At 37.8% G+C, this 26,117-nt stretch carries 26 protein-coding genes and 3 pseudogenes; 2 read left to right on the top strand and 27 right to left on the bottom strand.

The features are described 5' to 3' along the window. On the top strand, window positions 1–866 hold an 866-nt coding region (locus AB5443_RS23110; protein WP_368119644.1), incomplete at its 5' end, for an RNA-directed DNA polymerase. Continuing rightward, window positions 832–1,107 (top strand): hypothetical protein, encoded by a 276-nt coding sequence (locus tag AB5443_RS23115; protein WP_289704679.1) that lies wholly within the window; start codon window positions 832–834, stop codon window positions 1,105–1,107. The genes AB5443_RS23110 and AB5443_RS23115, both read left to right, overlap by 35 nt. A 23-nt stretch (window positions 1,108–1,130) precedes the next feature. Here AB5443_RS23115 and AB5443_RS23120 read toward each other — a convergent pair whose 3' ends face one another. From AB5443_RS23120 to AB5443_RS23250, 27 genes and pseudogenes are all read right to left on the bottom strand, one after another. Beyond that, window positions 1,131–2,027: a dynamin family protein gene (locus AB5443_RS23120; protein ID WP_368114471.1), complete on the bottom strand. Its 897-nt coding sequence runs from the start codon at window positions 2,025–2,027 to the stop codon at window positions 1,131–1,133. Then, window positions 2,020–3,723 (bottom strand): dynamin family protein, encoded by a 1,704-nt coding sequence (locus tag AB5443_RS23125; protein WP_277135104.1) that lies wholly within the window; start codon window positions 3,721–3,723, stop codon window positions 2,020–2,022. The genes AB5443_RS23120 and AB5443_RS23125 overlap by 8 nt, the downstream gene beginning before the upstream one ends. A 120-nt stretch (window positions 3,724–3,843) precedes the next feature. Beyond that, a pseudogene (locus tag AB5443_RS23130) lies at window positions 3,844–4,620 on the bottom strand (transposase); the annotation flags it as partial. 91 nt (window positions 4,621–4,711) lie between these two features. Next, a complete protein-coding gene (locus AB5443_RS23135) occupies window positions 4,712–4,861 on the bottom strand; it encodes a hypothetical protein (RefSeq protein WP_277135105.1) in 150 nt (49 codons plus the stop codon). Beyond that, window positions 4,800–5,071: pseudogene (locus AB5443_RS23140) on the bottom strand (hypothetical protein); the annotation flags it as partial. The pseudogene AB5443_RS23140 and the gene AB5443_RS23135, both read right to left, overlap by 62 nt. A gap of 67 nt (window positions 5,072–5,138) precedes the next feature. Next, complete coding sequence (locus tag AB5443_RS23145; RefSeq protein ID WP_277135106.1) at window positions 5,139–5,723, bottom strand: N-acetylmuramoyl-L-alanine amidase; 585 nt, start codon at window positions 5,721–5,723, stop codon at window positions 5,139–5,141. A 26-nt stretch (window positions 5,724–5,749) separates the two neighbouring features. Beyond that, window positions 5,750–5,902 carry a DUF6016 domain-containing protein gene (locus tag AB5443_RS23150; protein WP_338128004.1) on the bottom strand — a complete coding sequence of 51 codons (153 nt, stop codon included), beginning with the start codon at window positions 5,900–5,902 and terminating at the stop codon, window positions 5,750–5,752. Then, window positions 5,830–6,159, bottom strand: a complete 330-nt coding sequence (locus tag AB5443_RS23155; RefSeq protein WP_338128003.1) for a WbuC family cupin fold metalloprotein — start codon at window positions 6,157–6,159, stop codon at window positions 5,830–5,832. The genes AB5443_RS23150 and AB5443_RS23155 overlap by 73 nt, the downstream gene beginning before the upstream one ends. A 175-nt stretch (window positions 6,160–6,334) precedes the next feature. Then, entirely contained in the window at window positions 6,335–7,612 is a 1,278-nt protein-coding gene (locus tag AB5443_RS23160) for a DegT/DnrJ/EryC1/StrS aminotransferase family protein (protein WP_277135107.1), read from the bottom strand. A gap of 300 nt (window positions 7,613–7,912) precedes the next feature. Continuing rightward, entirely contained in the window at window positions 7,913–8,734 is an 822-nt protein-coding gene (locus tag AB5443_RS23165; protein WP_277135108.1) for a hypothetical protein, read from the bottom strand. A gap of 127 nt (window positions 8,735–8,861) precedes the next feature. Next, a complete protein-coding gene (locus AB5443_RS23170; RefSeq protein ID WP_277135109.1) occupies window positions 8,862–9,458 on the bottom strand; it encodes an acetyltransferase in 597 nt (198 codons plus the stop codon). Window positions 9,459–9,470: 12 nt separating this feature from the next. Continuing rightward, a complete protein-coding gene (locus AB5443_RS23175; RefSeq protein ID WP_277135111.1) occupies window positions 9,471–10,085 on the bottom strand; it encodes a sugar transferase in 615 nt (204 codons plus the stop codon). Between the two features lie 229 nt (window positions 10,086–10,314). Further along, a pseudogene (locus AB5443_RS23180) lies at window positions 10,315–10,497 on the bottom strand (IS66 family transposase); the annotation flags it as partial. Window positions 10,498–10,663: 166 nt separating this feature from the next. After that, entirely contained in the window at window positions 10,664–11,818 is a 1,155-nt protein-coding gene (locus AB5443_RS23185; protein WP_277135112.1) for a glycosyltransferase, read from the bottom strand. Between the two features lie 127 nt (window positions 11,819–11,945). Further along, window positions 11,946–12,755, bottom strand: a complete 810-nt coding sequence (locus AB5443_RS23190; RefSeq protein ID WP_277135115.1) for a glycosyltransferase — start codon at window positions 12,753–12,755, stop codon at window positions 11,946–11,948. Between the two features lie 3 nt (window positions 12,756–12,758). Beyond that, on the bottom strand, window positions 12,759–13,742 hold the full coding sequence (locus tag AB5443_RS23195; protein WP_277135118.1) for a polysaccharide deacetylase family protein: 984 nt from the start codon (window positions 13,740–13,742) through the stop codon (window positions 12,759–12,761). Next, window positions 13,735–14,319 carry an acyltransferase gene (locus tag AB5443_RS23200; RefSeq protein WP_277135119.1) on the bottom strand — a complete coding sequence of 195 codons (585 nt, stop codon included), beginning with the start codon at window positions 14,317–14,319 and terminating at the stop codon, window positions 13,735–13,737. The genes AB5443_RS23195 and AB5443_RS23200 overlap by 8 nt, the downstream gene beginning before the upstream one ends. A 7-nt stretch (window positions 14,320–14,326) precedes the next feature. Continuing rightward, complete coding sequence (locus AB5443_RS23205; protein ID WP_277135120.1) at window positions 14,327–15,358, bottom strand: EpsG family protein; 1,032 nt, start codon at window positions 15,356–15,358, stop codon at window positions 14,327–14,329. Window positions 15,359–15,430: 72 nt separating this feature from the next. Further along, window positions 15,431–16,645 (bottom strand): glycosyltransferase, encoded by a 1,215-nt coding sequence (locus AB5443_RS23210; RefSeq protein WP_277135122.1) that lies wholly within the window; start codon window positions 16,643–16,645, stop codon window positions 15,431–15,433. Between the two features lie 12 nt (window positions 16,646–16,657). Beyond that, the gene (locus tag AB5443_RS23215; RefSeq protein WP_277135123.1) at window positions 16,658–17,779 is read right to left on the bottom strand and encodes a glycosyltransferase; all 1,122 of its coding nucleotides are present in this window, start codon (window positions 17,777–17,779) and stop codon (window positions 16,658–16,660) included. Then, window positions 17,776–18,732 (bottom strand): glycosyltransferase family 2 protein, encoded by a 957-nt coding sequence (locus AB5443_RS23220; RefSeq protein WP_277135124.1) that lies wholly within the window; start codon window positions 18,730–18,732, stop codon window positions 17,776–17,778. The genes AB5443_RS23215 and AB5443_RS23220 overlap by 4 nt, the downstream gene beginning before the upstream one ends. A 94-nt stretch (window positions 18,733–18,826) precedes the next feature. Further along, window positions 18,827–20,488, bottom strand: coding sequence for a phosphotransferase (locus tag AB5443_RS23225; RefSeq protein ID WP_277135125.1), 1,662 nt, complete (start codon window positions 20,486–20,488; stop codon window positions 18,827–18,829). A gap of 43 nt (window positions 20,489–20,531) precedes the next feature. After that, entirely contained in the window at window positions 20,532–21,116 is a 585-nt protein-coding gene (locus AB5443_RS23230) for an HAD family phosphatase (RefSeq protein ID WP_277135126.1), read from the bottom strand. 178 nt (window positions 21,117–21,294) lie between these two features. After that, complete coding sequence (locus AB5443_RS23235) at window positions 21,295–22,035, bottom strand: glycosyltransferase family 2 protein (RefSeq protein ID WP_277135128.1); 741 nt, start codon at window positions 22,033–22,035, stop codon at window positions 21,295–21,297. Between the two features lie 172 nt (window positions 22,036–22,207). Further along, the gene (locus AB5443_RS23240) at window positions 22,208–23,287 is read right to left on the bottom strand and encodes a polysaccharide pyruvyl transferase family protein (protein ID WP_277135130.1); all 1,080 of its coding nucleotides are present in this window, start codon (window positions 23,285–23,287) and stop codon (window positions 22,208–22,210) included. Then, entirely contained in the window at window positions 23,284–24,432 is a 1,149-nt protein-coding gene (locus tag AB5443_RS23245) for a Coenzyme F420 hydrogenase/dehydrogenase, beta subunit C-terminal domain (protein WP_277135132.1), read from the bottom strand. Before AB5443_RS23245 ends, AB5443_RS23240 begins: the two co-directional genes overlap by 4 nt. A gap of 1 nt (window position 24,433) precedes the next feature. Next, window positions 24,434–25,948: an oligosaccharide flippase family protein gene (locus AB5443_RS23250; protein WP_277135134.1), complete on the bottom strand. Its 1,515-nt coding sequence runs from the start codon at window positions 25,946–25,948 to the stop codon at window positions 24,434–24,436. Window positions 25,949–26,117 lie beyond the last annotated feature (169 nt).

The raw sequence follows: 26,117 nt of genomic DNA on the forward strand, positions 1-26,117 counted from the left end.
ACTATACACAGGACGCATACATCTTTAAAGGTGATTTAAAAAGCTTTTTTATGTCCATGTCAAAGTCTCTGCTATGGGAAATGATTGATATATTCGTTCGCGACAATTACAAGGGAGATGACATCGAATGTTTGCTGTATCTGCTCCGGGTTGTCATATTTCACCAGCCACAAAAAAAATGTCGCAGGAAGTCTCCCTTACATCTATGGGATAAACTGCCGAAAGACAAAAGTCTGTTTTACAGCAGCCCGGAACGTGGTGTCGCCATTGGTAATCTTCCTTCTCAAAAATTTGCGAATTTCATAGGTTCGGTGTTTGACCATTATGTGACTGTGATATGCGGGATAAAACACTATGTGCGTTTTGTCGATGACTTTGGCTTTGTCATGCGCTTTAAAGAGGATGTCCTGAAGAATGTCCCTTTGCTCAATAGCTATCTGAAAGAACAGTTGCTTTTGGAACTGCATCCTAGAAAGATATATATACAACACTATTCAAAAGGTGTTTTGTTCGTAGGCGCATTCATACTTCCCAATCGAATCTATATTTCAAATCGTGTCGTGGGAAATATATATGATGCAGTCAGCAAGTATAACAAGATCGCAAAAGAAGGCTTCTGCGAAGCCCATATTGAGACTTTCGTGGCTACGATGAACAGTTACTATGGATTGATGAGACATTTCAATACGTACAATCTAAGGCGTAAAATCGGAAAGATTATTGCTCCTGAATGGTGGCAATATATATACGTTGAAGGACATTGGGAAGTTTTTGTAATAAAGAGCGAATTTAACTTTAAGAAACAACTAAAAAAACAAATAAGAAAAGGCAATGCGAAAAAATATCTTACCCCTGAAATCTGCTAAGCCTATCGAACAACAATCCGACGGAACATGGATAATTCGATATGCAATACAATCAATCGGTAGAACTGATAGTGAAGGAAACGAACTGGTAACGTTTGCAAGTTCTACATTCTTAGAAAAACCAACATTGGAAATGATAAAGAAGAGTATTCATCGATATGCAATGAGCGTTCTTGATGACGAAGACGTTCTTCCGCTTGTTGCTAATCCTGATTTATCTGTTTACATGGTCATTGATTAAATTTAAAGCCTGTTTAATTGAGTTTAAACAGGCTTTAAATTTGCGCCAAAAATCACATTTTGTTTTATGTTAAGATGTGTTTTAATGACACATTTTGTTTTTCGGTCGGGATTTTTTTGATTTGGCGATTGTATATTATTGCAATTAGCCACCAACAATATGGGCTTATTTATGCGCTGAAGAATGTCCATGTCAGTCTGACCGATGCAAGCACTTGTATCCATAAGGAAGAGTATGACATCGGAAGTATCCAGACTTCTCAAGGCTGCCGCATCATCGGCATCGTTGGCATTGAAGCCAGGCAAATCAATAAATTCTATGTCGTTGAAATGGTCACTAGGGCATTCTACCACGAATCTGTACATTGCCGATGAAATCTGCTCAGCGAGACCTCTTCCCATAGATTCATTGGATGAGTCAGTGGTGTGCTGAATCCCACTGATCGCCTTCAGATTTACCGGAATCAAAGCATTGCAATGGTTTATGGCATATGCCCTGGTTAATATCTTCCGTTTATTACAGTAAATGTGAGTGGGAATGATGGTTGAAGGATCCTTACTGACCGGCAAAAGATCGGGTCTCTGTAAAAGGAAATTTATGAGACTGGACTTGCCCGAAAAGGTAATGCCGGTAACCGTTACACGCACGCGCTTGTAGTTGCCAAAAAAGTCGTTTGAAATTGCAAATGCCAGCCTTGCTGTCAGCTTAAAGAGTTTGTTAAAAAAAAGCGGAGTACCTATTTTTGAGGCATTTCCGGCAATCCAATCTTTGTCAAAAACAGATCCAACTATCGCGTCCAACGATAGCTGGAGTGTTTCCACGTTAGCATCTGGTCTTCCAGAACAAATGTCAGACATCAGCCGGATGGCTCTCCTAGGAGAGACAGCGTAAGGATTTATTAGAATTTGTCCCTCAGGCATGGGGCTTATCCTCTTTAGTGACGGTGTCCTTCACTTGCTCAAGTTGTGTGATTGCTTGGGCAAATTCATCGCGTACACGATCTGCGGCAGCTTGGTCATTGGCATATGCTTTTCGGAGTGCGTTCAGTTGTGCATAAAGCTGGTCTAAGCGGGCTTCAAACTGCTTGCGGGTAGCCTCAAGCACTTGTTTCTGCATTAGCTTCACTTGCATCAGGATGGCCGGATACAGTTCATGGCAAATTTTCGCGCATACTACTGTTCGAACTTGCTTCTGGAGACCTTCTTTGATTTCTTCGTCGCTTTTACCAAATAACCCACGGAGGAAATCAGGCACGTATTCTGCCACAAAAGCCAGAATTTGTCCAAGCATGGCAATGTAAGGGTGACCATTGTTCATCATTTTCTCGGCAAAGAATCTTATGCCAAATATGATGCTTTCAGATTGGTCGGCGATTATGTCGGCAAATATCCCTTCGGTGATGGTTGTGTTGGCGATAAGCCTGTTGGTTAATGCATCAATATCTGCTCGGAGAGCATCGATATACTGCTGTTGCTCTTCGCTAAATGCGGCCACTAATTCCGGTCGGAGTATCTCGGTGAGGATTTCACTGACTACATTGATGCGATCACCTTTTTTAGCATCAAGAAATGCCTGTGCCACTACGGAGGCATTGTCTTTGATTGCCTTGTCAATCCGCTCAAGAATGTCATTGGTTGATTTCTCAGGCGTGTCAGCCGAATTCAGTGCATCTTCGAGCTCACTCTTAATTTTGGAAATGCAGTTTTCTAAATCCTTGATTTGGTTTTCCAAATCCGCCGCACTCGGGGAGCTGATTACTGCACCGAATTCGCGAAGGAGTTGAATCTGAGAATTGATGAAGGTTTCCACTAACGGCACCATCTGTTTCCGTCCCTTTTCGCGAGCGTCAATGCCTTCTATGAATGAACTGAATGAGTCGACATTCTCTTGTCCCTTCTTGGTACAGAGCTCACCGGCATAAAAGAGATTTGACTTGCCATCAATCTGTGATTTGATGTAATCGATCGCAGCATTCAAACTTTGTTTAGTTTTGACGAGGTCTATGCGCGATGCGAATATATGCGCCTCAAGTCCATATCGCATAATCTCATCAAGGAAGTTTAAACCGAGCTTTGAGATAGCTCCATCGGATGCATCTTGCAGAAAAGCGTACACGGTGCCTTTCTTTATATACTGCATTAATGCGTCGTTATGTTGTTTGACACCTGAGTCGGCTCCAGGCATATCAACTAACACTATGCCTTTGTCATACAAATGCCAGATAGGCTTTGCGGAACAGTAACAGCGAGCAAAATCTCCTGGTTTTGTGACAACCTCACGGAATCCAACAATGGGACCGTTAAAGATAATCTCGTCTTCGCGGAACACCTCGATATGTGACACCATTCCTTCTTGAACGGGCCAAATCTCGCAAGGAATTGCCGTCATTGGATCTTTGTTCACAGGTAGTTTGCCTTCTTCGCCTAAAAGTGTATTGATTAGTGACGTCTTTCCCGTACTGTATATGCCGACTATAGGCACGCGGATATAAATGTGATCATTTACTATACCCTTGATTTCATTTTGTTGTCGGTTGAAAGCCGAATAGGCTTCAGCCGAGAGGAGGGGTTGTAATATCTTGCCCACCTCGTCTATTGCTTTAAGCAAATCCTTCATATTTTACTTTGAACAAAACTGTGATTTTATACTCTATTATCTATACCGTAAGCACTCAATTTAGGGCATCCCCCTTTGAAAGGGCACTTTTCAGTGCCCTAAATCGAGTTTTGTTAATTAATAACACTTTTTATAGTGGTCATATTTGCGCACTTTACACCAAGTCTCATCGCAGTTCACAATCGAGTCCTTTTCCAAGGCAACAGACTTCAATGCACAAACCAGCTCATCAAGGTATTTCTTGCCTTTCTTAAACCAGTTACATAATGTGTTTTTAGAAATGGCCATGCCTATATCTGTCAACCATTGGTGAAGAAGACCAAAGAACACATTCTTTACATAAACTTCATAGGCTATGGCCTGAAGAAATTCAGGTAGACAAATCGCGTTCTTTCCCGGATGATTCTTTTACTTCTTGAGGTTTGTTTTCAGTTACCGAGTCCGTACGAAGTGTATCATCCGTGCATCATAATCATCTTTTTCCTTTTGTCGGTCGGGAGCACTCTTTTCAGCTTTAGACTTTATCCTTTGACGTCTGTCACCAAAACGTTCCTGATTCGCAAAATCAAGTTTTTCCTGAAGGGACTTAGCCTTACGTTCAGCCGATTTGCGAAGCTTATGTTCTTCTGATAACCGATTGACCAAATCAGATTGTTTCGATTGCATGGATGCCATCTGCTCATTCAGTTCCTTCATCTGAGCCATGAAATCCTCCAAAACAAGCTTCATGGCATCACTTGTCAACCTAAGGTCATGATTCTGCTCGGCAAGGTATTGTATGTATCGGTCTTTTTGATCGTCTGCCATACTTTCACTATAATTTATAAGATTACGTGAGTAGGTTTCCCTACTCAACACCTCCTTTTTTGAGTCGATTATATGTTGCAGTTCGATCACCTTTAATTCCTTGATTTACAGATATAAAGGTAGCAAAACAATCGCAAAACCGCAAGCAAACAAATACATTAATTATCTGAATTTCAATATTTTAACTATATAATTCAAGAATCAGAACCACATCTTTCCAGTCAATCCGATAAACAGTATCTGCCCCATTCCGCTCCACTTTCATGAACTGATAGCCTGCAACAAACTTCTTTTCGAACAGGCTGTATGAACGATTGTCGAATGAAAACATACCTGAGGTTGATCACTACTCTTGTTTTTTCCGAATGGCTAATCTCAGGAGCACCATCAATCTGAACTTCGACTACTTTTTTTCAAGTATCCTTGAACCATTTCTGAAAAATGTTATAAAGAACTTTATTCTTAACACAAAACGATTGGAGGGATTCTCCATGAGGCAAAGCCGAAAGTAAAACCTTTCCAGATCTTCACTGCTATACATAATTCTATAAATTGGGTTGGAAGCGAAGTTATCACTTTCAATTAATAGCCATTTTTTGACTGCTTACCTACATATTTCTTTGATATTCCTTTAAATAGTTCGTAATACCTTCCAGCAATATATTCGTGACACACAGCTTCCCTTCTTCCGAGAGAAGGTATTCAACATCCTCCTTATTATCCTGAAAGAAATTTTCGACCAGCACTGCCGGACAATTCGTTTTCTGACAGATATAAAGATTGGCAGTCCAATAAAGATCCTGTGGAGACGGACGACGAACTTTCACTTTCCTGTTCAAGGCAGCTTGCGCCAGTTGCCGGGCAAGCCGTCTGCTGTTCATTGAAGCATTGTTACCAACAAATACGCTCCATCCGTTTGCAGGCATCCACCCAGCACCACTCCCCATCGCATTACAATGGATTGATATCAGTATAGCTTCTTTGCCGAATGCATTGACACGCTTCACACGCTCAGATAGCGTCACATCATTTTCTTCCGGCACAATACGCATGGCGTCAATACCTTCATTTTGTAATTCGATTACCACTCGGTCTGCAATTTCACGAGTATATGCATACTCCTTCAAACGACCATCAGGAGAACGTTTACCGGAAGTTTCCTTGCCGTGTCCGTTATCTATTAATATTTTCATATGTAAAATGTATTCTAAGAAGCTTACTATTCAGAACTCCAAACATCCTCGCTTGTAACTGGAGCATAAGCACCATCCTTAGCTTCAAAGATGACAGAAGGTTCAATCACTTCCACCGTATGCCAAGCCCCCATAGGGACTTGACCTCCATACCTAGCTTCTGTAGGACAAAGCCGAATGCGTTGCACCTCACGGAGAGATGGAATTTCTTTATTTGAATCAGATTTACCTCATCCATCTTTCCACACAAACAAACAACCGTCTCACTGGTATTGGGATGTCTGTGAATTGGAACCACTGTTCCAGGAAACAATGCATTAAGGATTCGTTGGCTGGAATCGGATGAAGATGTACGCAGGTCAAAACTTTGACGAAGGCGTGGACTTTCAATAGCCTGTTCAAATAATCTTCCTAAAAAGTCTTTGTCAAAATCCATAATTATTCATTATTGGGTAACCGTTTTACTTTTTGAGGCCAAAAAAGGAACTTACAAAAGCTCCATGTCGATTTAAGAAAACTCTTTACCTTATTCATAATCTCAATGAAGACTCCACCCATGACTGATATCAGTCTACTTCTGCTTTATAGTTATGAGTAGAATATTCTACGTGTTATTTTACAATAGCTTCTTTAATACAGTCTACAATATATCGAACATCCTCGTCCGTCACATACGGACCGGCAGGCAAACACATACCCACCTTGAACAATGCTTCTGAAACACCATTCACATAAGCAGGAGCATTCTCGTACACAGGTTGCTTGTGCATCGGCTTCCAAACGGGACGCGCCTCTATTTTCTTTGAAAACATAAATACACGCAGAGCCTCCACATTCTCGTTAGGCTGACAATCGGTTGTTGGATTGTCCACCATATGGATCACACCTGCAGCACCGCCTACAGCAGTCCTGATAACTTCCTTGTAAGCATTTTCCTGTCCTTGAATCTTCAAATTCTCATCAAGTGTAATCGTGCAAAGCCAATAATTAGAGTCATAATTAGTATTGGGAGCCTCATGTAAGGTAACACCTTTTACATCTTTCAGTAATTTCTTGTAAATAGTCTGTATGTGTTTATGATGCTCGATATGGTCATTCAAAACAGTCATCTGACCACGCCCAATACCGGCACAGATATTAGACATACGATAGTTGTAACCAATAGCCGTATGCTGGTAATAAGGATAAGCATCGCGAGCCTGTGTTGCATACCACATGATATTGTTCTTGCTTTCGGTATCACGACAGATAAGAGCACCGCCACCCGAAGTAGTTATCATCTTGTTACCATTGAATGACAACACACCAAACTTACCAAATGTTCCAAGTACCTGCCCTTTCCAACGAGAGCCACATCCTTCAGCAGCATCCTCAACCACCGGAATACCATATTTATCGGAAACCGCCATAATCTTGTCGCAATCGTATGGCATGCCATACAGTGCCACGGGCACGATTGCCTTTGGATATTTACCGGTCTTCGACTTACGGTCGAGAATAGCTTTCTCTAGTAATTCCGGATCCATGTTCCAAGAATTTGGTTCAGAATCAATGAATACAGGGGTTGCGCCAAGATAGGTTATCGGATGGGAAGATGCACAAAACGTGAAACTTTGTACACATACCTCATCGCCTTTACCTACACCGCATGCCAATAGTGCCAAGTGTACGGCAGCCGTACCGGCAGACAACACAACTACTTCACACGGAGTTTCCGAACCATCCTCATTTTTCGACACGAACGCTTTCAAGTCATCTTCAAAGCCATTCACATTTGGACCAAGTGGAACTACCCAATTGGTATCAAATGCCTCCTTTACGTATTTCTGTTCCAAACCAGCCTCACTCATGTGGGCAAGGCAGAGATAAATTGTTTTTCTTTCTTCCATTGTGCATATTGTTAAAAAATCATTGCTTCATTTCTTTTACATTGGCAAGTATTTTATCTTTCATTATCTATTGTTTTATGATTATAAACATTTAAGATTCTATTAATCAAACAGATAATATCTGTTTCTTTGGAAATATTAAATCTTCATCTATTGCATAAGAATTGGCAATAGATGATTCAACAAAAACTTACTTATAATAGAGAAACCTAACGTCCTTCTTTTAAAGATAATTCCAATATTTTCTTTACAACTAAAAAATATTAAACACATTACTACCTCAATAATAAATTCTTTCCATCATTTAGTTAGCATATCCACACACAATTCCAATATCACAGACTTCAAAAGCCCTAACAAATCGGTATCCTTTTGAAGCAAATACCTTACATTGGAATCCAAAATATCATCATTCCATTTTCTGGATGGTATGAAATTTCTTATATTGGAATGCGTGTAAGAAGAACGAATGTTATACAAACCTGAAGCTATTCTCTTCATCTTCAAATTCAATTCTTTTTTTTTCCACTTTTCCCATCGGTCATCAATATCCGCTTTGGCATAGCCCGTCTTACGATTATCTGATAAGATTAGTATTCCATTAGCAAATTTTTCCTGAAGTTCAGACGGAATTCTTGACTCAAATACGTCTTTAAAATTCTTTGAAAGTCCATAAAGACTATTGTATTCGTCACACAAAGCAAGAACATTTGTCCTGGTAGTATTTTCCTTGCTTATTCGGTCCTTCATAAAATCTTTTAGAGAAATATAAATATTCTCTTTAGCCATACTCGTATCAATAATTGACACATACATATAGTATATCAAAGCCTCAATATCAAATTCACATCCAGAGTAATCATGTCCATTAAATATAATACTACTATCTATAAACGTCATGCCATTCTCTTCCCTTTTCGTTCGTTTGTTTATACTGTTCAGATAGTTTCTGAAATCCGACAAATGATCTAAAAAATCCAACATTTCTGTTATTCTTTGGATACGGACCTTCTTTTCTTCGTCTTCACATAACTTGAAAAGCCGTAATATTTCTGGAGACAAAAGTCTTTTTATATCCTCTTCCAAATCAGGAGTAACAACTTGTCTTGGTACTTTCCACATACTGAGCAAATATTATCTTTTAGGCACACTGTCAATTCCATAATCCTATTTATAGTCAGTTTAAGACAATAAGTCTTATCTTCTATCAGCATCGTTTGTTTATGCATATTCCTTCCATCTGATAATCTTACATATTATCCCTATTATCACGGAGAGGCCTTGCCGGTACTCCTACTTCTTTCATATTACTTTCTATATTTTTAGTTACTGCAGCTCCTGCACCTATCGTACACCAACTGCCAATGTTAATACAAGGTATTACACATGCCCCTACACCTACAAGTGTCCCTTCACCAACATGTACTTGTCCGCACAGTGTGGCATGGGGAGCAATGTGACAATAATCAGCAATTACACACTCGTGGTCAACTGAGGCTCCAGTGTTAATAATACAATGCTTTCCTACCACAGTATCAGCATTGATTATAGCTCCTGCCATTACAACTGTCCCCTCCCCAATCTTTGCTGATGGAGAAACTACAGCTGTGGGGTGTATCGCAATACCGAACTTGCAATGTAGTTTTTCTACTACTTTTTTGCGAATACAATTCACTCCAATACTTACTATCATTGGTGATAACTCCGTTTCACCATGTAAGACTTTTTTGCCACATAATTTGTTGACATTGAGATTATCATCAACAAAAGCTTCAACCACTTGACCATTGGCTTCAATAATTTCCTTTATCACTTTACCATGACCACTTGCACCGAATAAATACATATGATTTGGAATTTAATTGTGTCCGTTAAAATAATCCATCGTTGCCGACCTACCTGTTGTAGTATTTATATCCTCACGGCAAAGTACCTTTTTAATTGTGATGAATATCACTCTCAAATCAGTCAACAAAGAACAATGATCCACATACCACACATCAAGTTTGAATTTTTCTGTCCATGAAATAGCATTACGTCCATGACATTGTGCCCATCCACTAATTCCAGGCCGAACTTCATGTCTACGCATTTGTTCCTTGCTATACAGAGGAAGGTACTGAACAAGAAGCGGTCTTGGACCAATTAATGCCATATCGCCTTTCAATACATTTATTAACTGCGGCAACTCATCAATTGACATGGAGCGAACGAAACTGCCAATTCTTGTCAGTCTGTCAGCATCAGACAACAGATTGCCGTTAACATCTCTTTCGTCCGTCATAGTCTTGAACTTTATCACCTTAAAGATCTTACCATCCTTACCTGGTCGTTCTTGAAAGAAAAATACACCAGCACCTTTATTTGCAAAATGCAACCAAATGATAATAATCATTAAAATTGGACTAATACATATCAAAGCAACAAGCGCAATACAGAAATCAAATAATCTTTTAAAAAAATGTTTATACATGTTTATTTCTTTTTACATTTTTATAATAAGCAATTATTTTAACTTGTTAGACCCAATATTATAAGACCACTATTATTTTCTTTTAAGGATGAAAATAACAATAGTCCGTTAAATTTAGAATTAACATTTATGCGGTAATAGGTAAGTACTCAATTTAGAATATCCCCCCTTTGAAAGAGCACATTACTGTGCCCAAAACCGAGTTTTGTTAATTAATTAGTTTTTGAATTTAACATTGGCTGGTAGCCAAAGTGATTTCGCCGGGAACCATGTTAACATAATCCCTGCACCCGTTAAAGATATTTTTGAAAAAAGTTCCGATGAAGTTCCAAATAGAACTGCCATAAAGCTTTACCGATCCTATCACACTGAGATATGTTGCAGCCATCTCAGCACCGGCATCACTGCCATACTACTTTCATCCTAACACAAAACGATTGGCGAGATACTCCACAAGGCAAAGCCTCTGTCTAGTACCGAAGGTAAAACCTTTCAAGATCTTCACTACTATACATAATTCTATAAATTGGGTTGGCAGCGAAGGTAGAACTTTCATTCAATAGCCTTTTTTTGACTGCTTACGCTTTTTCTAACATTTCCTTATAAAGCCCCAACCAAGCTTTACAGACAACAGCATTATTAAACTTTTCCTCAACACGCTTACGACCAGCCAATCCATGGATCTTGCGAATATCTGCATTCTCATAATACTGCTTCATCACACAATAGAGACTATTAGGGTCGTTCACCTTACAACGTAAACCTGTTACACCCTCCACAGAAGCATCCACCACACCATAAGCATCTGATGTGATGACAGGCAGTCCCAAGGCCTGCGACTCCAGTACACTCATACCGAAGCCTTCACGCCATGTGGGTAATACAAACACATCACCTGCTTGAAGACTCTTAAAAGGGGTACGTGTCAAACCTGGATAGAAATAATTCTCTCCGCGCTTGATATTAGGATAATTCTTCACCTTTTGATCATATCCTTCTTCATCCGTGCCGTAGAACAGCAATCGAGCCTTAGGGCATTCCATCACCAAACGATTGAATGCCTCAAAAATTTCTCCAACGCCTTTGTCATGATTTAACCGCCCCAAAAAGATATATACCACCTCGTCATCCTTTATACCAAGTTTCTGGCGCTCCTCCTTACGAACTTCCTTTGATATCACAAACTTTTCAAGCTTGATACCTGCTATTGATCCATTGGCAGGTACTATACTATTCTTCTCCGAGAGTACCCCTTCTTTAATAAGGAACTGTCTCTGACCTTCACCATCCACTAACAGCCGAGTATCAAGCATAGCTATCATCTTGTCCATCATCTTCAGCATCATACGTACTCCCCCCCTGCGTGTAGCCCATACCTGTCCTGTGAAGATATGCACACGATTAGGTACACCAGCAAATTTACCCGCTAATGCTGTCAGAAAACCAGCCTTTGGAGTAACAGAATGCACACACTCAAACTTTCCAAGTTTGAATATCTTCTTCACCACAAAGAGTGCCTTTAAGTCGCTTTTTAAATTAATCTTACGTACAATAGGAGCTTGATGACAGATAACCCTCATCTTCTCAAACTCTTTTTTCAAATCTTCGCTTCCTTCATAATTAGCTATCAGATGCACTTCATATTCTTTCAACAAGTACACAAAATGTTCCTTTAAAAATGCATCAGCAGTTCCCGGAATCGCCACTATAAATGCAACTTTCTTCTTTTCCATACAGATACCAGTCTAATATTTCGTATTTTGAGACTTTGACTTATATTCAAAAGCACTTCATAAGACAAAATCCTTTTTAAGAAATCCAATTTAAAAGCTTTTATAAGAAAACCATGTTAGCTAAAATCTACTTGAAAAATTTTCTCATTAAAGGACTTCTTCTAACCTTTTGATACAGAAAATTTGGAAGTAAGCCTATAATCAAAGGGCGAAAACAATGAATTCTTGTGTACCACGGAAGGCCTACCATTGGATAACCTATCCATTTCACATAAAATTCATTTCTACGGTTCTTCCACGTACGCCGTAACGTAGCATTGCGATCGTCACGCATCAAATAGTAAGAATCATGCATCTGATAGAGTTTATAGCCAGCATGATATATTTTAAACCAAAGATTATAGTCCTCAACACGAAGAAGAAAGTTATTCACAGTATAACCTCCTACGGCTTTGAACACTTCCGTACGAGCCATGCACGGAGCATGACTGACAGGAGACCGGTAAATGAAGTGCTCAGGTTTAACATCGCCCCTACCAACAGCCACACGGAATATACCATCTTTGTCAAAATAAGTACATGGTGTACTAACAACACTATATTCTGGATGTTCATCCAAAAACTCCACCTCAATCTCAAATCGCTTTGGCTTTGAAATATCATCTCCATCCATTCGCGCAATCAACTCTGTATCTGCCTTATCCAAGCATCTATTCAATGTATAATTAAGTCCCATGTTCTTCTCATTGCGTAAAACAATAATGTTGCTATGTTTCTTTTGGTTCTCGATAGCAATATCATAAGTACTATCCGTTGAACCATCTTCACACATTATTATTTGAAAATCTTGATATGTTTGGGCATATAATGAATCCAATGCTTCCTGAAGAGTTGAAGCACAATTGTATATACCCATTAAAACCGATATTCTTGGCATAATCTATTTTTCGTTTATTATTTTCTCGACCTCACTCATTGAACAAGACAACATTCCATAACATTTGCTACAACTTTGATAGCACTTCAATATCTTCTCTAAGAAAATTAGATTCTGCGCCATATTTGCCCCAAAGTTATGAGGATGCCACCACAAATGATAAATTTCTCCATTTCTTGCAGCATATTCCATCTCTTTCTTAATACGGCTTAATCGTAGTCCTTCAAATATTGAAAGTTTAGGTGAATAGGGCCTCAACATACGACTTGCTGCTACATTTAAAACACCTGAATTCTTATTTATCTGCGAATAAGGAATAGAAGTATATCCTCCAATGTTTAAATATGCATCCAACAAACGACAAGCCTTATTTTTTATAGATTCAAAGCGTGATTTCGGTTCGTTGAAAAACTTCAAGGCATTACCTCTATAATTATTTATTCCATGTCTTTTACATATCCTTAAATATTCATCTGATACCATATTCTTCGGGAACACAATGCTTGAGAACCTTATCCCAACATTATTCGCAGTCTTGATAGCATTTATCAAGTCATCCTCAAACTGTTCTATTGTTTGCCCTTTCTCCCAACAATAATAATGACAAAAAGTATGTGTTGCTATTTCTACATTAGGATACTTATTAAGCTTCTTAACCGTCTCTGGTGCAAAATACATATCTATATACTCATCTTGAATATTTTCTATATAGTGATTATTATACGGGGAACACCGAGGATTTTCATATGAAGGCAATTTTTGGGGAATATTTTCCAATAGTTCCTTTTTATCTTTATGCATTATCATTCCAACAATTGCAAATGTAGCCTTTACATCATACCTTTGGAATAAATCTAGCATACGGTCTATTACTTTAGGAACATTGACTATGTTTGACATACCATACTCTTGGGGGACAGACCATTCGCAACACCCCCACATCAGCTCATAATCGAGTGAGATAACTAAACATCCTTTCTTACTCATATTCTCTTGGGGGAATTTCTTTAATCACTTTGCACGGACTGCCAACTGCAATTGTCCATGCAGGCACATCTTTAGTTACAACAGACCGAGCACCTATGATAGCACCCTCACCAACAGTAACACCTGGCATAATGATACTGCCCATACCTATTTGACAACCTTTCTTCAATGTAACAGGAGCGTACATATAAGGAAGTTTTGTTCCGTTATCCCCTTTTCGATAGTTTTTCATATTCCTACGATGGCAAAGAATAATGCAATGGTTAGTTAGGATCACATCATCTTCTATATAAATAAGATCTGCATTGCCCACATCTGCTGCAACAGAATGCCCAATAGACACATTCTTTCCTACATGACATCCCATCTTACGCCACCACCTGGCTCTGTTCACATTAAAGTCTCTTGTATGAAAAAGTCCAGGATGATATGCTTTTTTAAAATAATAAGCGGCCTTAATGGTTTTAAACGCATGCAAGACAATGCCCCATATTGTTATTTGTCCATATTTAGACTCATCATTAATAATGCCCATCATTTTAAACAAGCGAAAAGTTGATGTTGATTGTTGTCCCATATCTAAGTTATTTTAATATTGTATAATATATAATTTCCATAAACAAGGTAAAACACAGTTGATAAAGCATAACCTTAGCTATTGACAGATTGTTAGATATCTTTTGTAATTTGTAGCCTTTTAGGAAAGGGTAACATAAAACCATTGGATACATAAACCAAGATAATGCAGCAATGCGGTTAGTAAAACTTGCATACATACATAACATCCACATACCATTCATTAAGAGATATAGGTTCAGAACGAAATCATACCCTTCAATCACAATATTTTTTTTAAATCTAATATACCAACCAAGTAGTACTGGCATTGCACTATATATAACAAAATCATATCGCATACCTGTTATCCACCCACTATCACCGTTGGTTATTAGATATGAAGCACCTTTTTGATCGGTCAACCCTGCAAATAAAATTTGAAAATAAGACACATGTAATACCGCACAGGCCAAGGCTAATAGCCAAAAAGCCAAATATACTTTAGTGTTCTTATAAAATAAACACACAATATAACCAGCTATACATACATGCATTGAATGGTGGATACCAAACGATAATGTAAGAAACAATGCTGGTCTCCATAATCTTTTCGGGAAATCATCCTTACATGCTATAGCACAACAGAAAAGCGAAGCGGCTGCACCAGCCTTAAAGCCATTTACAGACGATGTATACGAAATAAATGCTCCAAGAAACATTAAAAAAGCTACCAATGTGTTTTGAGGGAACATCTTTTTGTATGCCCACCATCTACCTATAAAATAAGTAAAAGAGCACGCTGTAAAAAATGCAGACACACTAAAACCATTTGATGACATCCAAGCAAGTACATTGTCAAATACTAAATTCTCAACGTTTATGCTAAATAAGAAATCTTCGTGTGATAAATAACGATAATACGCTGCATACCCTACTGTATCTGCAAATACATCATGTACTGGTCTGATGCCAATCAACAATGCCATTAATACAGCTAGCACTAAGGCTGAATTTCCCCTATCTACATGTTGGGAGTTTGCATTTGTATTGTATTTCACATAACAAGCAAGGGTACATATCGTTACAATTAACAAATAAAGATATTTATAATAAGGAGCGAACCACATGTTTTACACCTTTGGGGATTTCTTCATTACCATTAAATCATTTATAATTTGTTCAGCAACCTTCTCACCACAGAAATTCTTTTGAACAAACTCATATCCTCTATTGGCTATCTGCTCCAATTCTTCTTGATTTTCAGGTCTCTGCCAATACTCTACAGTTTTACGAAGACCTTCTTTAGTACTATCATAGGTTATATAATGTATACCTGGAATAAGTCCAAGGTCACGATACATTGGCGAATCAAGCCCAATATAAGCACTACCACAAGCCATTCCTTCAACATAGCCAATACCTGGAACTCCCAAAATTTCCTCTCCTAAGAAATGCATCTTATAATCATTGAACTTCTCGACCATATTAAAACTGAAATATTTCTTCTGCTTGCCAACATGGGTTCTATTATACATTTTCTTACAGAATTTCACTATAGTATTATCGTTTGAATATATAGTCTTTCCGGCATTCTCCTCCAAATAGTCACTACTATAACAGTCTACTGTATCTTTGAAGAATTCAGGATTGTCCTTAACAAACTTACGTGCAGGTTGATTACAAGGATCGCCATAAATTGATAAGAATTCTTCATGCTTCTTATATGTAATAGTACCTGTAGAGAAACATTTTGTTTTTCGTTCCTTAAACGGTTTTATCCTTTTGAATCGCTCCGCAAAAACAAATGGATGAACTATCCAAGGTAATTCCGTATGATAGTATTTTCTGAAAATCTCCGATGACTTGCTCAGGTCTACTTCATTAAAATAACAATCAAATCCTGCCTCTCTAATTTTTTCATCCTCTTCCTTACGTCCATGAAAGTGGAGCATACTCAATGCCTTGAATGCATCAATATACTTAAGACCTCGCAACTCTTCGTTACATACATTATAAGCAATAATAATATCATCTTTGTGTATTTGCAAAGGATTCCTCAAAACTGGTATCAAACTTGGTTTGATGCCATTCTTCTTAAGTGTAATTTTATTTTCAATACCTGACAAGCTATTTAGAACTTTCATATACTTACCGTTTCCATTGGTATAAAGAGAAAAACCTCTATCGTTGATATAATTACATACCTGATACTCTTCTGGATGCTCCAATAGATACTTCAACAAATATCCATGCTTAATAGCTGCAGAATATTTGAACACATAAACCATTGCAACTCTCATCAACATCCAATCTGAATGCAAGTTTACAAATACAAATCTTTGCATATGCTGTTATTTTTAATTTTCAAAAACTTTCTCCATTTGTGCAACCATGTACTCAATAGAGAACTCTTGTATTTTTTTCTCATCGACACACAGACTTATTTTCCTGTCAATCATATTGCATATCATTTGTGCCCATTCCTTCTCCGTCTTAGAAAGAGACATATATTCAACTGCCCCACATTCACTTTCTTTTGGCACCACATCGGAAACCAAACACTGAAGTCCTGCCACTTGTGCCTCAACAATGACAATACCAAGTCCTTCAAAAGCACTCGGCATAAAAAACAAATCACAACTTTTAAGTATTTCGTTAACATCCGATCTTAAGCCCAAGAAATGAACACGTCTTAAGCAATTGTTCCTCCTAAATATTTCACGGCACTCTTCTTCCTTATCTCCTATTCCAACCCACACAAAATCCACATCATCCCGCATTTTACTTAGTTCAGAAAACACCCGAGCTATAAACAATGGATTTTTCTGTGGAATAATTCTTCCTATTGTAATGATATTATATTTTGCAGTAAGACCGATCTCTCGCTTTTTCTCTTCAATATCAATAGGCCTACGGAAATGTTCAATGTCAATCCCATTGTTTATGACAATTGGATATCTATCTTGATGCCAATTCTTATCTGTAAACAAAAAATCCATTGCATCCTCCGAACAACCAGTCCGACGATTAGAAAAAGTCCAACACATCCATTTCATCACTTTCTGATAAATACCAACAGCTATTGTCATGCCTTGTATTAAAGACTTCTGCTGCATTGTATTGTGTGAATGACAACAACGAACCGGCACACCGGCTAACCATGCGATTAACAATTGAGGTCCGTTAAAGAGATCTATATTGGTTTGGAACACATCAAATTTTTCTTTTTTCAAGATGCCATACAACATCCAAAGATGTTTTATCTTACTCATAAATCCCGTTAAAGGACTTGTGTGAATTATCCTTGCTCCTATTTTCAAGACCTCTGGTTCCCGCACAAGACTTTCTTTCTTATTACTTGGATTAACTACAGTAATATCATATTTATCATAATCTAATCCCCTACACAAATTCACAACAAATGTGTCTGTTCCACCTCGGGCAAGACCATTTTGTAGAATACAAATTTTCTTTTTCATTTCCTAGTATATTTAAGAAATCTCCCTAATGGATAACAATATGCCAATGCAAAAGCAGTGAATATCTTATTCTTACTAATAAATCCTGATTTCAAGATTAACCTAAAATTCTTTCTTATATTAATCTGTCTTTCTTTGATATTCTCGTCATACGGATAATTAGCGAGTGATGCATAATACAATCCCCAAAAATCTTCTATTGCATATCTTGCACAAGCAATGTCGTAATACTGCTGCCACCAAAGTTTTGTTTCATGGGTTATCGTGCGCCAAACTATTGAGCCAGAACCTTTTTTTTGAGGAGTCCAATTCTGATGAGATAGGCTTTCATTATTCATACGATAATGATATAACTGCAACTTACAAACAGCCACACAATCCACATGCTGCAATAAATGCCAAAAAAATAAAGCATCCTCCCCGTAGGAAATTCCACTGCGAAATCTTTCGTTGTGCAACAAACTCGTCTTAACAAGCTTGTTGCACAACGAACCACTAAGCCACTTGTGCTCAAGAAACGCTTTGACAATCTTTTCTCTTGTATAAGAGACATAAGAAGAGTCACACAGGTTGGGACTTTCGTCATTCTTGATCATGTCGCAGACAACAATATCGAAAACCAAACAATTCTGAATGCTAAACAACGATTCTACCATTGTTGGTTCCAGCCAATCATCAGAATCAACAAAGAGAAAGTATTCACCACGTATGTGACTCAGCAGATCATTGCGTGCAGATGCCACACCCGCATTTGCTTTATCATATATCTCTATCCGATTGTCTGCTGCAGCATACCTTTTACATATTCGAAACGAATCATCTGTAGAACCGTCATTCACTATAACAATCTGCAAATTACGGTATGTCTGTCCACAGACAGAATCAAGACACTGTGAAAGATATTTTTCTACATTATATACAGGGATAAGTATTGAAACCAAAAGTTCTGTCATATCCGTATTATTGTTATTTTATTCATAAGTGATCACTTTAGACCAAAACTTCTCTACATTATAACATTGGAAGAGAATCGACAACAATGAATTTTTATTCATATCTGTTCAAGTCTTTTTTAGTTCCCCAATCTTTATACTCTTCTACCATCATCGGACGGAAAGTCTTCTTGTCGAGAAGCATTGCATATATAATGTGCGAAAGGTAGAAGCGACCGTATTGACGGAGGAGATGATAATAGTGAAGGAAGGTATCTACATTGTCAATGGCATAACCACCGGCACTGATATAATGCCCAACCACAGTTTTTTCTATGATATTAGTAAGGTAGTACATATCATCCACCGCAGCATAACTTTTGTCCTTAGGTGAGAGCACCTCAAGCTGCTCTATGGGATAAAGGGCTACAGCATTCTCGCCAATAAAGTCTGTACGGAAGAAACAATCGGCATCCTTTATGAAGATATTTCCTTGTACCTGCTCCTGCATGATGGTACGATAGATAGTCTCTGCCTGATCTTGTGTAGGCTCGTCAAGAACTACAACCTTAGCATTCGTAATGCCCAAGCGTTTGAACTGGAGACGAAGACTATCACCCACAAAGAAGCGCTCATCGTATTTCCGAAGGACAGTAAAGTAGATGTTATCAAACTGCTGTAAGTTCAAGCCCATGATGCTTTTGATACAAATGATAATGCCATCCTTATCAAGTCCAAAGACGTATGGAAGACCGTTTTCATACTCTGGTTTGTCGGCTGCTACGGGCACAAGAATGGTGCGATTTAATGTCTGCAGTTGTTCAAGAGGTTCAATGTCCGATGGGCAGTTCAAGGCTTCGTTAAGTCCAAGTCTTGAAATTTCTTGAACAGCTACCCCCTTACTTGAACCATTCATACCATCCAGCTCCTTCTCCAACGCATCCTTAAGGAACTCTACAATCTTTTCTTCATGCGCATACGGCAGAATGCGGAGAATGTTCATCAGTTGCATGACTGGATAATTAGTACGATACCACTCGTACTTATTGCTGAAATAGGTATCAATCTCACGGTCTATCTTATCGAGCACAATATGCAGACGGACAGCATCATATCGCTTGGTGTACATCAGTTGTGACCAACGATAGCGGGTATCCTGACGAAGCTTGACAATGTCCTGCAAGGGGGTCTCGAGAAAGCTATCGAGGAAGTCTATGAGATAGTAGTTGTTACCATTGAAAAGGATGTTGCTAAACGTGAGGTCACCATGGCAAAGTCCTACGGGAATAAGCATGTCCTTGAGATTAGTAAAGACCTGTTCAGAGCGGCTAAGAATGGAAGCAATACGCTCGTCATCCTGATAGAGTGGATTGTGCTCGCACTTACATTTGATTTCGGCAAACTTATCTTGAAATATCTTAGAAGATACAGTCTGCAGCTTGCTTTTGCTGATCTCATGTTCCACAAAGTACTCCAATGCACCAATCAGGTAATCCACTTGCTCGAAGCCTGCCTGTTCGAAGAATTCGATAAAATTTTTGGAATAGACATACTGCATCTTGACCACAACGGTCTCATCAGTTTTCTCAATATCGTAAATTTTAGGCACACGGATATGCTGATGTTCTATCTCTGCTGCTGCACGTTGTTTCTCAGCCTGCAGAACAAGGCGCTTAATGTACTTTGGATCTGCCGTGGATTTATACACATAAATCTCATTGCCCTCATTGACCACATCAATCTGGCATCCACTATGTCCTTTAACTACAATATTCATATATGTAGGATTTTTATTTTAATATAAATTATCTATAATCTTTTCATGAATTTTCATTTCGACCATATTCAAACCATTCTGGAGTGACTCGTATATATTTGGCACCACTGGCAATAGCTGCGCCAATGCCTATGTCAGAATCTTCAAAAATGAGCGTTTCTTTTGAAGTGACCCCCATTACAGTCATTGTCTTGTTATAAATCTCTGGTTCTGGCTTACCATGTTCAACATCTACTCCTGTTAAAATGACATCGAAATATTTCTGCAAATCAAGAGCACCTACAGCACTCATAAGGTTTTCTTTGCGAGCAGTAGAAGCGATAGCAGTCTTACCACCCATTTGATGAAAGGTATTAATCATGTCAATAAGCGTGTAGTTGGGTATCAAACACTCGAAGAACATTGGATAGTAATTCTTCTTCAACTCTTTAATCTTATTGACAACATCTTCATCTGCAATACCCATGCTACTCATAAATCCATCATAACGAAGACCAAAGCATTCGCGATATTTCTCTGCAGTCAATACAATGCCACACTCTGAAAAAGCTTTTTGATAAGCTCTAAAATTAGCCTCAAATGTATCGACCAATGTGCCGTCAAAATCGGTGATTATTGCCCGTATCATATTTTTTAAGGAAACTATAGAAATTATTTTCCATACTTACTATCTTATCCATATTCATTCTAATGGAAGATACCACTTATATAATCCTTACGAACCTTATCAGAATCCTGCCAAGGAAATCCAACAACACGATGCCAAATAAAATCCTTTAGTAATTCAACTTTCGCGAATATTTTACTTATGGTCTTTGAAGATACTGTGAAAGTTCTTCTGGAGTTCCATATGAATAATATTCCTCCATGGGAGCCAGTTGTACCTTTTCTCCTGCTGCCAACATATAGTTGTAGAGCAGGCTCACGTAATACTCAGGTTTCTTGAACTCAGGCTCGTTGAGCAATTGATGAGCAATCTCCTTGAAGCGACGACCTGTAGAGAAAAAATAGGCACCACAGAGAGCATGACTACTGATGACTTCCTTCTCGGCAGTACGCATTACATAACCATCTTCGCCCACCTCAGCATAACTGTATTTAGGCTGGTCGGACTCGAAGCTAATAAGAACGCCACCATTTGCTTCCTCCATCGGCTGTGAAAGTTGCTGCTTGATTATCTCAATGAGCTTCACGCTACGGAACTCCATATCGCAATCCATCACGATAACAGCATCATCATCAATAATAGCACTCTCCGCCATCAAACAAGTCTCTACAGCACCACGCGTGGTCTTCACAACTGAAAATATATTGGCCGTAGGCAAAAACGACTTGATACCTTTATCGATACCATATTTTTCAATATGCTCATGTCGCACGATGAAACTGTACTTCATCTCAATACCCTTGTCTGCCACACTATTTATGGCGTGTTTAAACAAAGGCTGACCATTTAGTTCAATCAGTGGCTTCGGAGTAGTCCAGCCCGCATTAACAAAGCGAGAACCCTCACCCGCCATTGGCATGATTATATGTAAATATCTCATTTAATTCTATTGATTATTGGTGAAACAATTGTCTTGATAATTCATGATCCACTATAGGTAAGAACAAAGTTCATGAAGAGTGTATAGAAGTAATTGTGAACAGGTTCGAACACCAACTGTTGTGTATAAATTGACCGTTTTAGGAAATATTACATGGAAGGACCTATTGAGTTCATGATAATGCATATTTTATAAAATCCCGAGAAATCTCTGTAGCCATCTCTACATTTTTCAACACGTTTGAGTAATCAATTTGTTTTATATCAAGATCGTCTACCATCTCTACAAATCTATCATTCAACCCTGCAATACTCAACAAAGAAGATATTCGCAGATCAGAAGCATTATGCTGTTTAAAACTATAAAAATTTGTATTGCAAATAATCGATATGGCAGTACCATGGAATGATGTGGTAAAAACACACTCCGCATATCGTATGTAATTAACAAAATCCGATGGTGAAGCTGTAAAATCACAAATTCTCTTTTCTGTATACTCAATATACGCATTGAGCATTACGACACGAGCACCTATCTTCTTTGCATATCGCTTTGCCTGCTCAATAACCTTTTGATGCTCTACTATCTCATATACAAGTACATATTTTTGTTCGATTGGGCGTTTACTTTCAATTCCATCTGTTAGCAAATTACCTGCTAAAATTGTAGGGTCAACAGTAAATACAACTGGCTTTCGTATAACATCTGACAATAGTTTCTGCAAAGTTATCTCTCTAACACCTATGCCTGCATATTTTGAAAGATGTTGTTGGTAGTAATCAATCTCCTGCGAAGTAAGCACTTTGGCTTTGTTACTAGCAGCATATGATATCACTTTGCATTTAGCACCTGTTCCAAAAAATACATCATCGAATTTGCCATCTGTTATTGATGCTTCCCATATCTGGTCGCTTCCAAGGAAGATAGCATCAAATTCAGAAAAATCCATACCTTTAGTATATGGATAAAGTCTTAGTTTAGTTTCAATAAATGCATTAAAATTGTCATAGCGCTCACTTCTTGTTTTGTACAGAAAAGGTTCATTCATCAACTTCTGCATTGTCAAAAGTGGTTTTGAACAAATCCAATTACGTAACGAATGGCGTTTATAACCGCGTGTAAGATACTTTGGACGATAATCGATGACATACACATCATAGCCTAATGACTTTAGGTATTCTTGTAAACCAAAGCATTGAAGTATAGCTCCATAGTTGTGAGCACAGTGAAATGTTAATATACCTAATTTCATAAATGTAAGAGTTTTCTTTTAATACAACTTAGATGTCTTTTGAATCGGAACAAATAGTTTAAGTCACCGTATTTATATAAAACATACTTAATGCCTTTATTATGATAATCCTTGAAGAAATTTTCTTGAAGAGGATTTTTCTGAATGGGATTTATCAATTGAGGCTGAAGACAGTCTCTTGTGTCTGTCTGTATCAAATCTAACTTGGGCGTAATTAATTTTAAGAGTTCTGTTCCTTTTGAGGAGTTAATAAGAATCAAATTGATACCAAAATCATCATTCCACTCTACATGGTTCTTTTCCCATCCCCAATAATCACCAATAGTAACATCCCCTACTCTATGAAGATTAGTGAATGGACATATTGTACAAGATGGGCGGATACTTAAATGCTTGAAGAAAAGATAATCATATGATTTTGTTACAATTTCTTTTCCGTTTGCCAGATTGTAGGTTTCAAGACACTTATGCCAACCAAACCGTTTATTGCGAAAATCTGCTTTGACTATCTTGGAATGATACTTTTGTTCGAGATACAAAATATAGGATTTCCACAATCTCGGAGATGTATTACAATGACACACAAGATCAACTGTCAACAGTTCTTTATGAAATCTGTTTGGAATGTATGATTTCAATCCTGCTACTTGACAAGGAGAACCAATAAAAAGGACTTTTTGACTATTCTTTAAATATTCCTTAATCTGCAAAAAGACATTTTGTATTTCTGCTTGTACATATTTTGACCCTCTAAACTGCTGAGTCTCATCAACATTCTTTGCACATGAAAACATAATATTCTGATCAGAGTCAAAAACAACACCATAAGCACATCCTCCTGTAGAAAGAAAATTTTCGTATATAAGAGCCGCTAATCCACCTGTTTGGGATTTAGCAATTTCTTCGAGTTGCTTCTGCCTCCCAGCATATACAATAGGAGTTTCAAAGTTCTCATATCTCTCATAACCTTTCTTAAACTGGCAAGTTTTGACACAAAGTCCGCAATCAACGCATTTACTTAAATCCACTTTAGGATATAAGAAACCTGATAAGTCATCAACCATTGTAATTGCGTTGTATGGACAAATACTCGCACATGCAGTACATCCACAACAGTTTTCTTTGACTTTTATGTCTATTCTCATTTTATTTTTTTATCTTAAGCATAATGATTTCTCTTTCTGCTTTCGTGCAACCTACAAATAAATATGTCGCAAACAGAGAAATAGTAGAGACACTAACTGTCAGTAATAGTCGCATATAAGATTCATCCATTGTGTTTACAATTACAATTGGCAGTATTGCACCTACGACAGATACTAATACTACGTTCAGAATAACCTTTTTGACGAAAGCCACCATAGACAAACCTGTTATTCGATTCAGCATAAATAGTCGCACGAAAAGACATATTAGTGCAATAACTATAGCCGTTACATAAGTCCAATCTGGTGTAGAGCCTAACCAAAGTAGTATATATGATACTGGGAAGTTTAATAATTGAAGTCCTCCTACAATTAACTGATAGTCTCGAATTTTTCCTGATGCGAGCATGAGGGTCATCATTGTATACGATAAAGATTCTGTCATTACATACAGCAATGTCAAGCGAACAAAAATCACGGAATAGACTGGAACAACAGTTAGCCATGTATGCAGCAAGATTGACGTTTCGAGGAAAACTGGCAAAGCAATAAGAAGCAGAAGATAGAAAGACAATCTTGCGCCTTGTATTACCAACTGAAATGAATGTTCTCTATCATCTACGGCATATAATTTAGTAATCTGCGGATTGATAGCTGATACAAAACTAGAAGAAAAACTGGCTACCGCTGCACTCACTTGTTGAGCTATACCTCTGGATGCATTTATAGTAGTTCCCCAAAACATATTAATTAAGATATTAACCCCCTGCTCTCTTAAGACGCCAGCTCCTGCCCCTATAAAATTCCATCCCGAAAATGCAAACATCTTATATATTAACTCTTTGTCAAAGTAGAAATGATACCTACTTTCTTTGAAATTCCTTTTACAATAGATTGCATAGATAGTTCTGATTAGAAGAGCAACAACTGAAAGAAGAATAGCATAGCATACAAGTTTATCAGAAGGCGATAGCATGACTATAAAACATATACCAAGTTTTAATGTCGCTTCAAGTACACTGATATAAGCAAATGCTGTCATCTTCTCATGTGCAATAATAAGTGCATTGTATGGCACTGCTATTATATTAACACAGAAAGTAATCATAGACAATTGAAGACACCAGTTTGCAGCTGCTAATCGCTCTGGTGCAATCAGCATCTTATTATTGACAAACCACACTCCAAAAGCCTCTATTAATAATACAATAATTAAACAGATAGCTACTTGTATGGTGACCGAAGAAGAAAAAATTTTATTAAGTCTCTCGTTATTTCCCGTACCCAATTCGAATGTAATAAAGCGAGTGGTTGCCGCAGATAGTGAATTGCTAAGCAATCCAAACATTGCAACAAAGCCACCAACCACGTTATAAATACCATAATCCTGTACCCCTAATGCCTGCAAAATTATACGAGATGTGTATAAATTTATCAACATAATAAAAACCATGCGGATATACAGCATCAGCGTATTTTTCGCTATCCTTCTATTATTTAATTGTGTATCTGACATTTAATAGATACTATTTTATTCAATTATTTTTGCCTTTCTACGTCAATAAACAAAAATATTAACTATCAATTTACTTAATTCAAATAGCAGTAAGCACTCAATTATTATTTGTATCCCTATTAAAAATAAATATATTAATAAAAAAATTACAAAAGCAAGCTTGATTTTT

This window comes from Bacteroides sp. RTP21281st1_H5_RTP21281_210402 (assembly GCF_040918965.1).
In the GTDB taxonomy this organism is placed as follows: domain Bacteria; phylum Bacteroidota; class Bacteroidia; order Bacteroidales; family Bacteroidaceae; genus Bacteroides; species Bacteroides congonensis.

Excerpts from the sequence above, each read along its gene's own strand:
- AB5443_RS23115 (WP_289704679.1), top strand. The coding sequence starts at position 832 with ATGCGAAAAAATATCTTACCCCTGAAATCTGCTAAGCCTATCGAACAA.
- AB5443_RS23120 (WP_368114471.1), bottom strand. The coding sequence starts at position 2,027 with ATGCCTGAGGGACAAATTCTAATAAATCCTTACGCTGTCTCTCCTAGG.
- AB5443_RS23125 (WP_277135104.1), bottom strand. The coding sequence starts at position 3,723 with ATGAAGGATTTGCTTAAAGCAATAGACGAGGTGGGCAAGATATTACAA.
- AB5443_RS23135 (WP_277135105.1), bottom strand. The coding sequence starts at position 4,861 with ATGTTTTCATTCGACAATCGTTCATACAGCCTGTTCGAAAAGAAGTTT.
- AB5443_RS23145 (WP_277135106.1), bottom strand. The coding sequence starts at position 5,723 with ATGAAAATATTAATAGATAACGGACACGGCAAGGAAACTTCCGGTAAA.
- AB5443_RS23155 (WP_338128003.1), bottom strand. The coding sequence starts at position 6,159 with ATGGATTTTGACAAAGACTTTTTAGGAAGATTATTTGAACAGGCTATT.
- AB5443_RS23160 (WP_277135107.1), bottom strand. The coding sequence starts at position 7,612 with ATGGAAGAAAGAAAAACAATTTATCTCTGCCTTGCCCACATGAGTGAG.
- AB5443_RS23165 (WP_277135108.1), bottom strand. The coding sequence starts at position 8,734 with ATGTGGAAAGTACCAAGACAAGTTGTTACTCCTGATTTGGAAGAGGAT.
- AB5443_RS23170 (WP_277135109.1), bottom strand. The coding sequence starts at position 9,458 with ATGTATTTATTCGGTGCAAGTGGTCATGGTAAAGTGATAAAGGAAATT.
- AB5443_RS23175 (WP_277135111.1), bottom strand. The coding sequence starts at position 10,085 with ATGTATAAACATTTTTTTAAAAGATTATTTGATTTCTGTATTGCGCTT.
- AB5443_RS23185 (WP_277135112.1), bottom strand. The coding sequence starts at position 11,818 with ATGGAAAAGAAGAAAGTTGCATTTATAGTGGCGATTCCGGGAACTGCT.
- AB5443_RS23190 (WP_277135115.1), bottom strand. The coding sequence starts at position 12,755 with ATGCCAAGAATATCGGTTTTAATGGGTATATACAATTGTGCTTCAACT.
- AB5443_RS23195 (WP_277135118.1), bottom strand. The coding sequence starts at position 13,742 with ATGAGTAAGAAAGGATGTTTAGTTATCTCACTCGATTATGAGCTGATG.
- AB5443_RS23200 (WP_277135119.1), bottom strand. The coding sequence starts at position 14,319 with ATGGGACAACAATCAACATCAACTTTTCGCTTGTTTAAAATGATGGGC.
- AB5443_RS23210 (WP_277135122.1), bottom strand. The coding sequence starts at position 16,645 with ATGCAAAGATTTGTATTTGTAAACTTGCATTCAGATTGGATGTTGATG.
- AB5443_RS23215 (WP_277135123.1), bottom strand. The coding sequence starts at position 17,779 with ATGAAAAAGAAAATTTGTATTCTACAAAATGGTCTTGCCCGAGGTGGA.
- AB5443_RS23220 (WP_277135124.1), bottom strand. The coding sequence starts at position 18,732 with ATGACAGAACTTTTGGTTTCAATACTTATCCCTGTATATAATGTAGAA.
- AB5443_RS23225 (WP_277135125.1), bottom strand. The coding sequence starts at position 20,488 with ATGAATATTGTAGTTAAAGGACATAGTGGATGCCAGATTGATGTGGTC.
- AB5443_RS23230 (WP_277135126.1), bottom strand. The coding sequence starts at position 21,116 with ATGATACGGGCAATAATCACCGATTTTGACGGCACATTGGTCGATACA.
- AB5443_RS23235 (WP_277135128.1), bottom strand. The coding sequence starts at position 22,035 with ATGAGATATTTACATATAATCATGCCAATGGCGGGTGAGGGTTCTCGC.
- AB5443_RS23240 (WP_277135130.1), bottom strand. The coding sequence starts at position 23,287 with ATGAAATTAGGTATATTAACATTTCACTGTGCTCACAACTATGGAGCT.
- AB5443_RS23245 (WP_277135132.1), bottom strand. The coding sequence starts at position 24,432 with ATGAGAATAGACATAAAAGTCAAAGAAAACTGTTGTGGATGTACTGCA.
- AB5443_RS23250 (WP_277135134.1), bottom strand. The coding sequence starts at position 25,948 with ATGTCAGATACACAATTAAATAATAGAAGGATAGCGAAAAATACGCTG.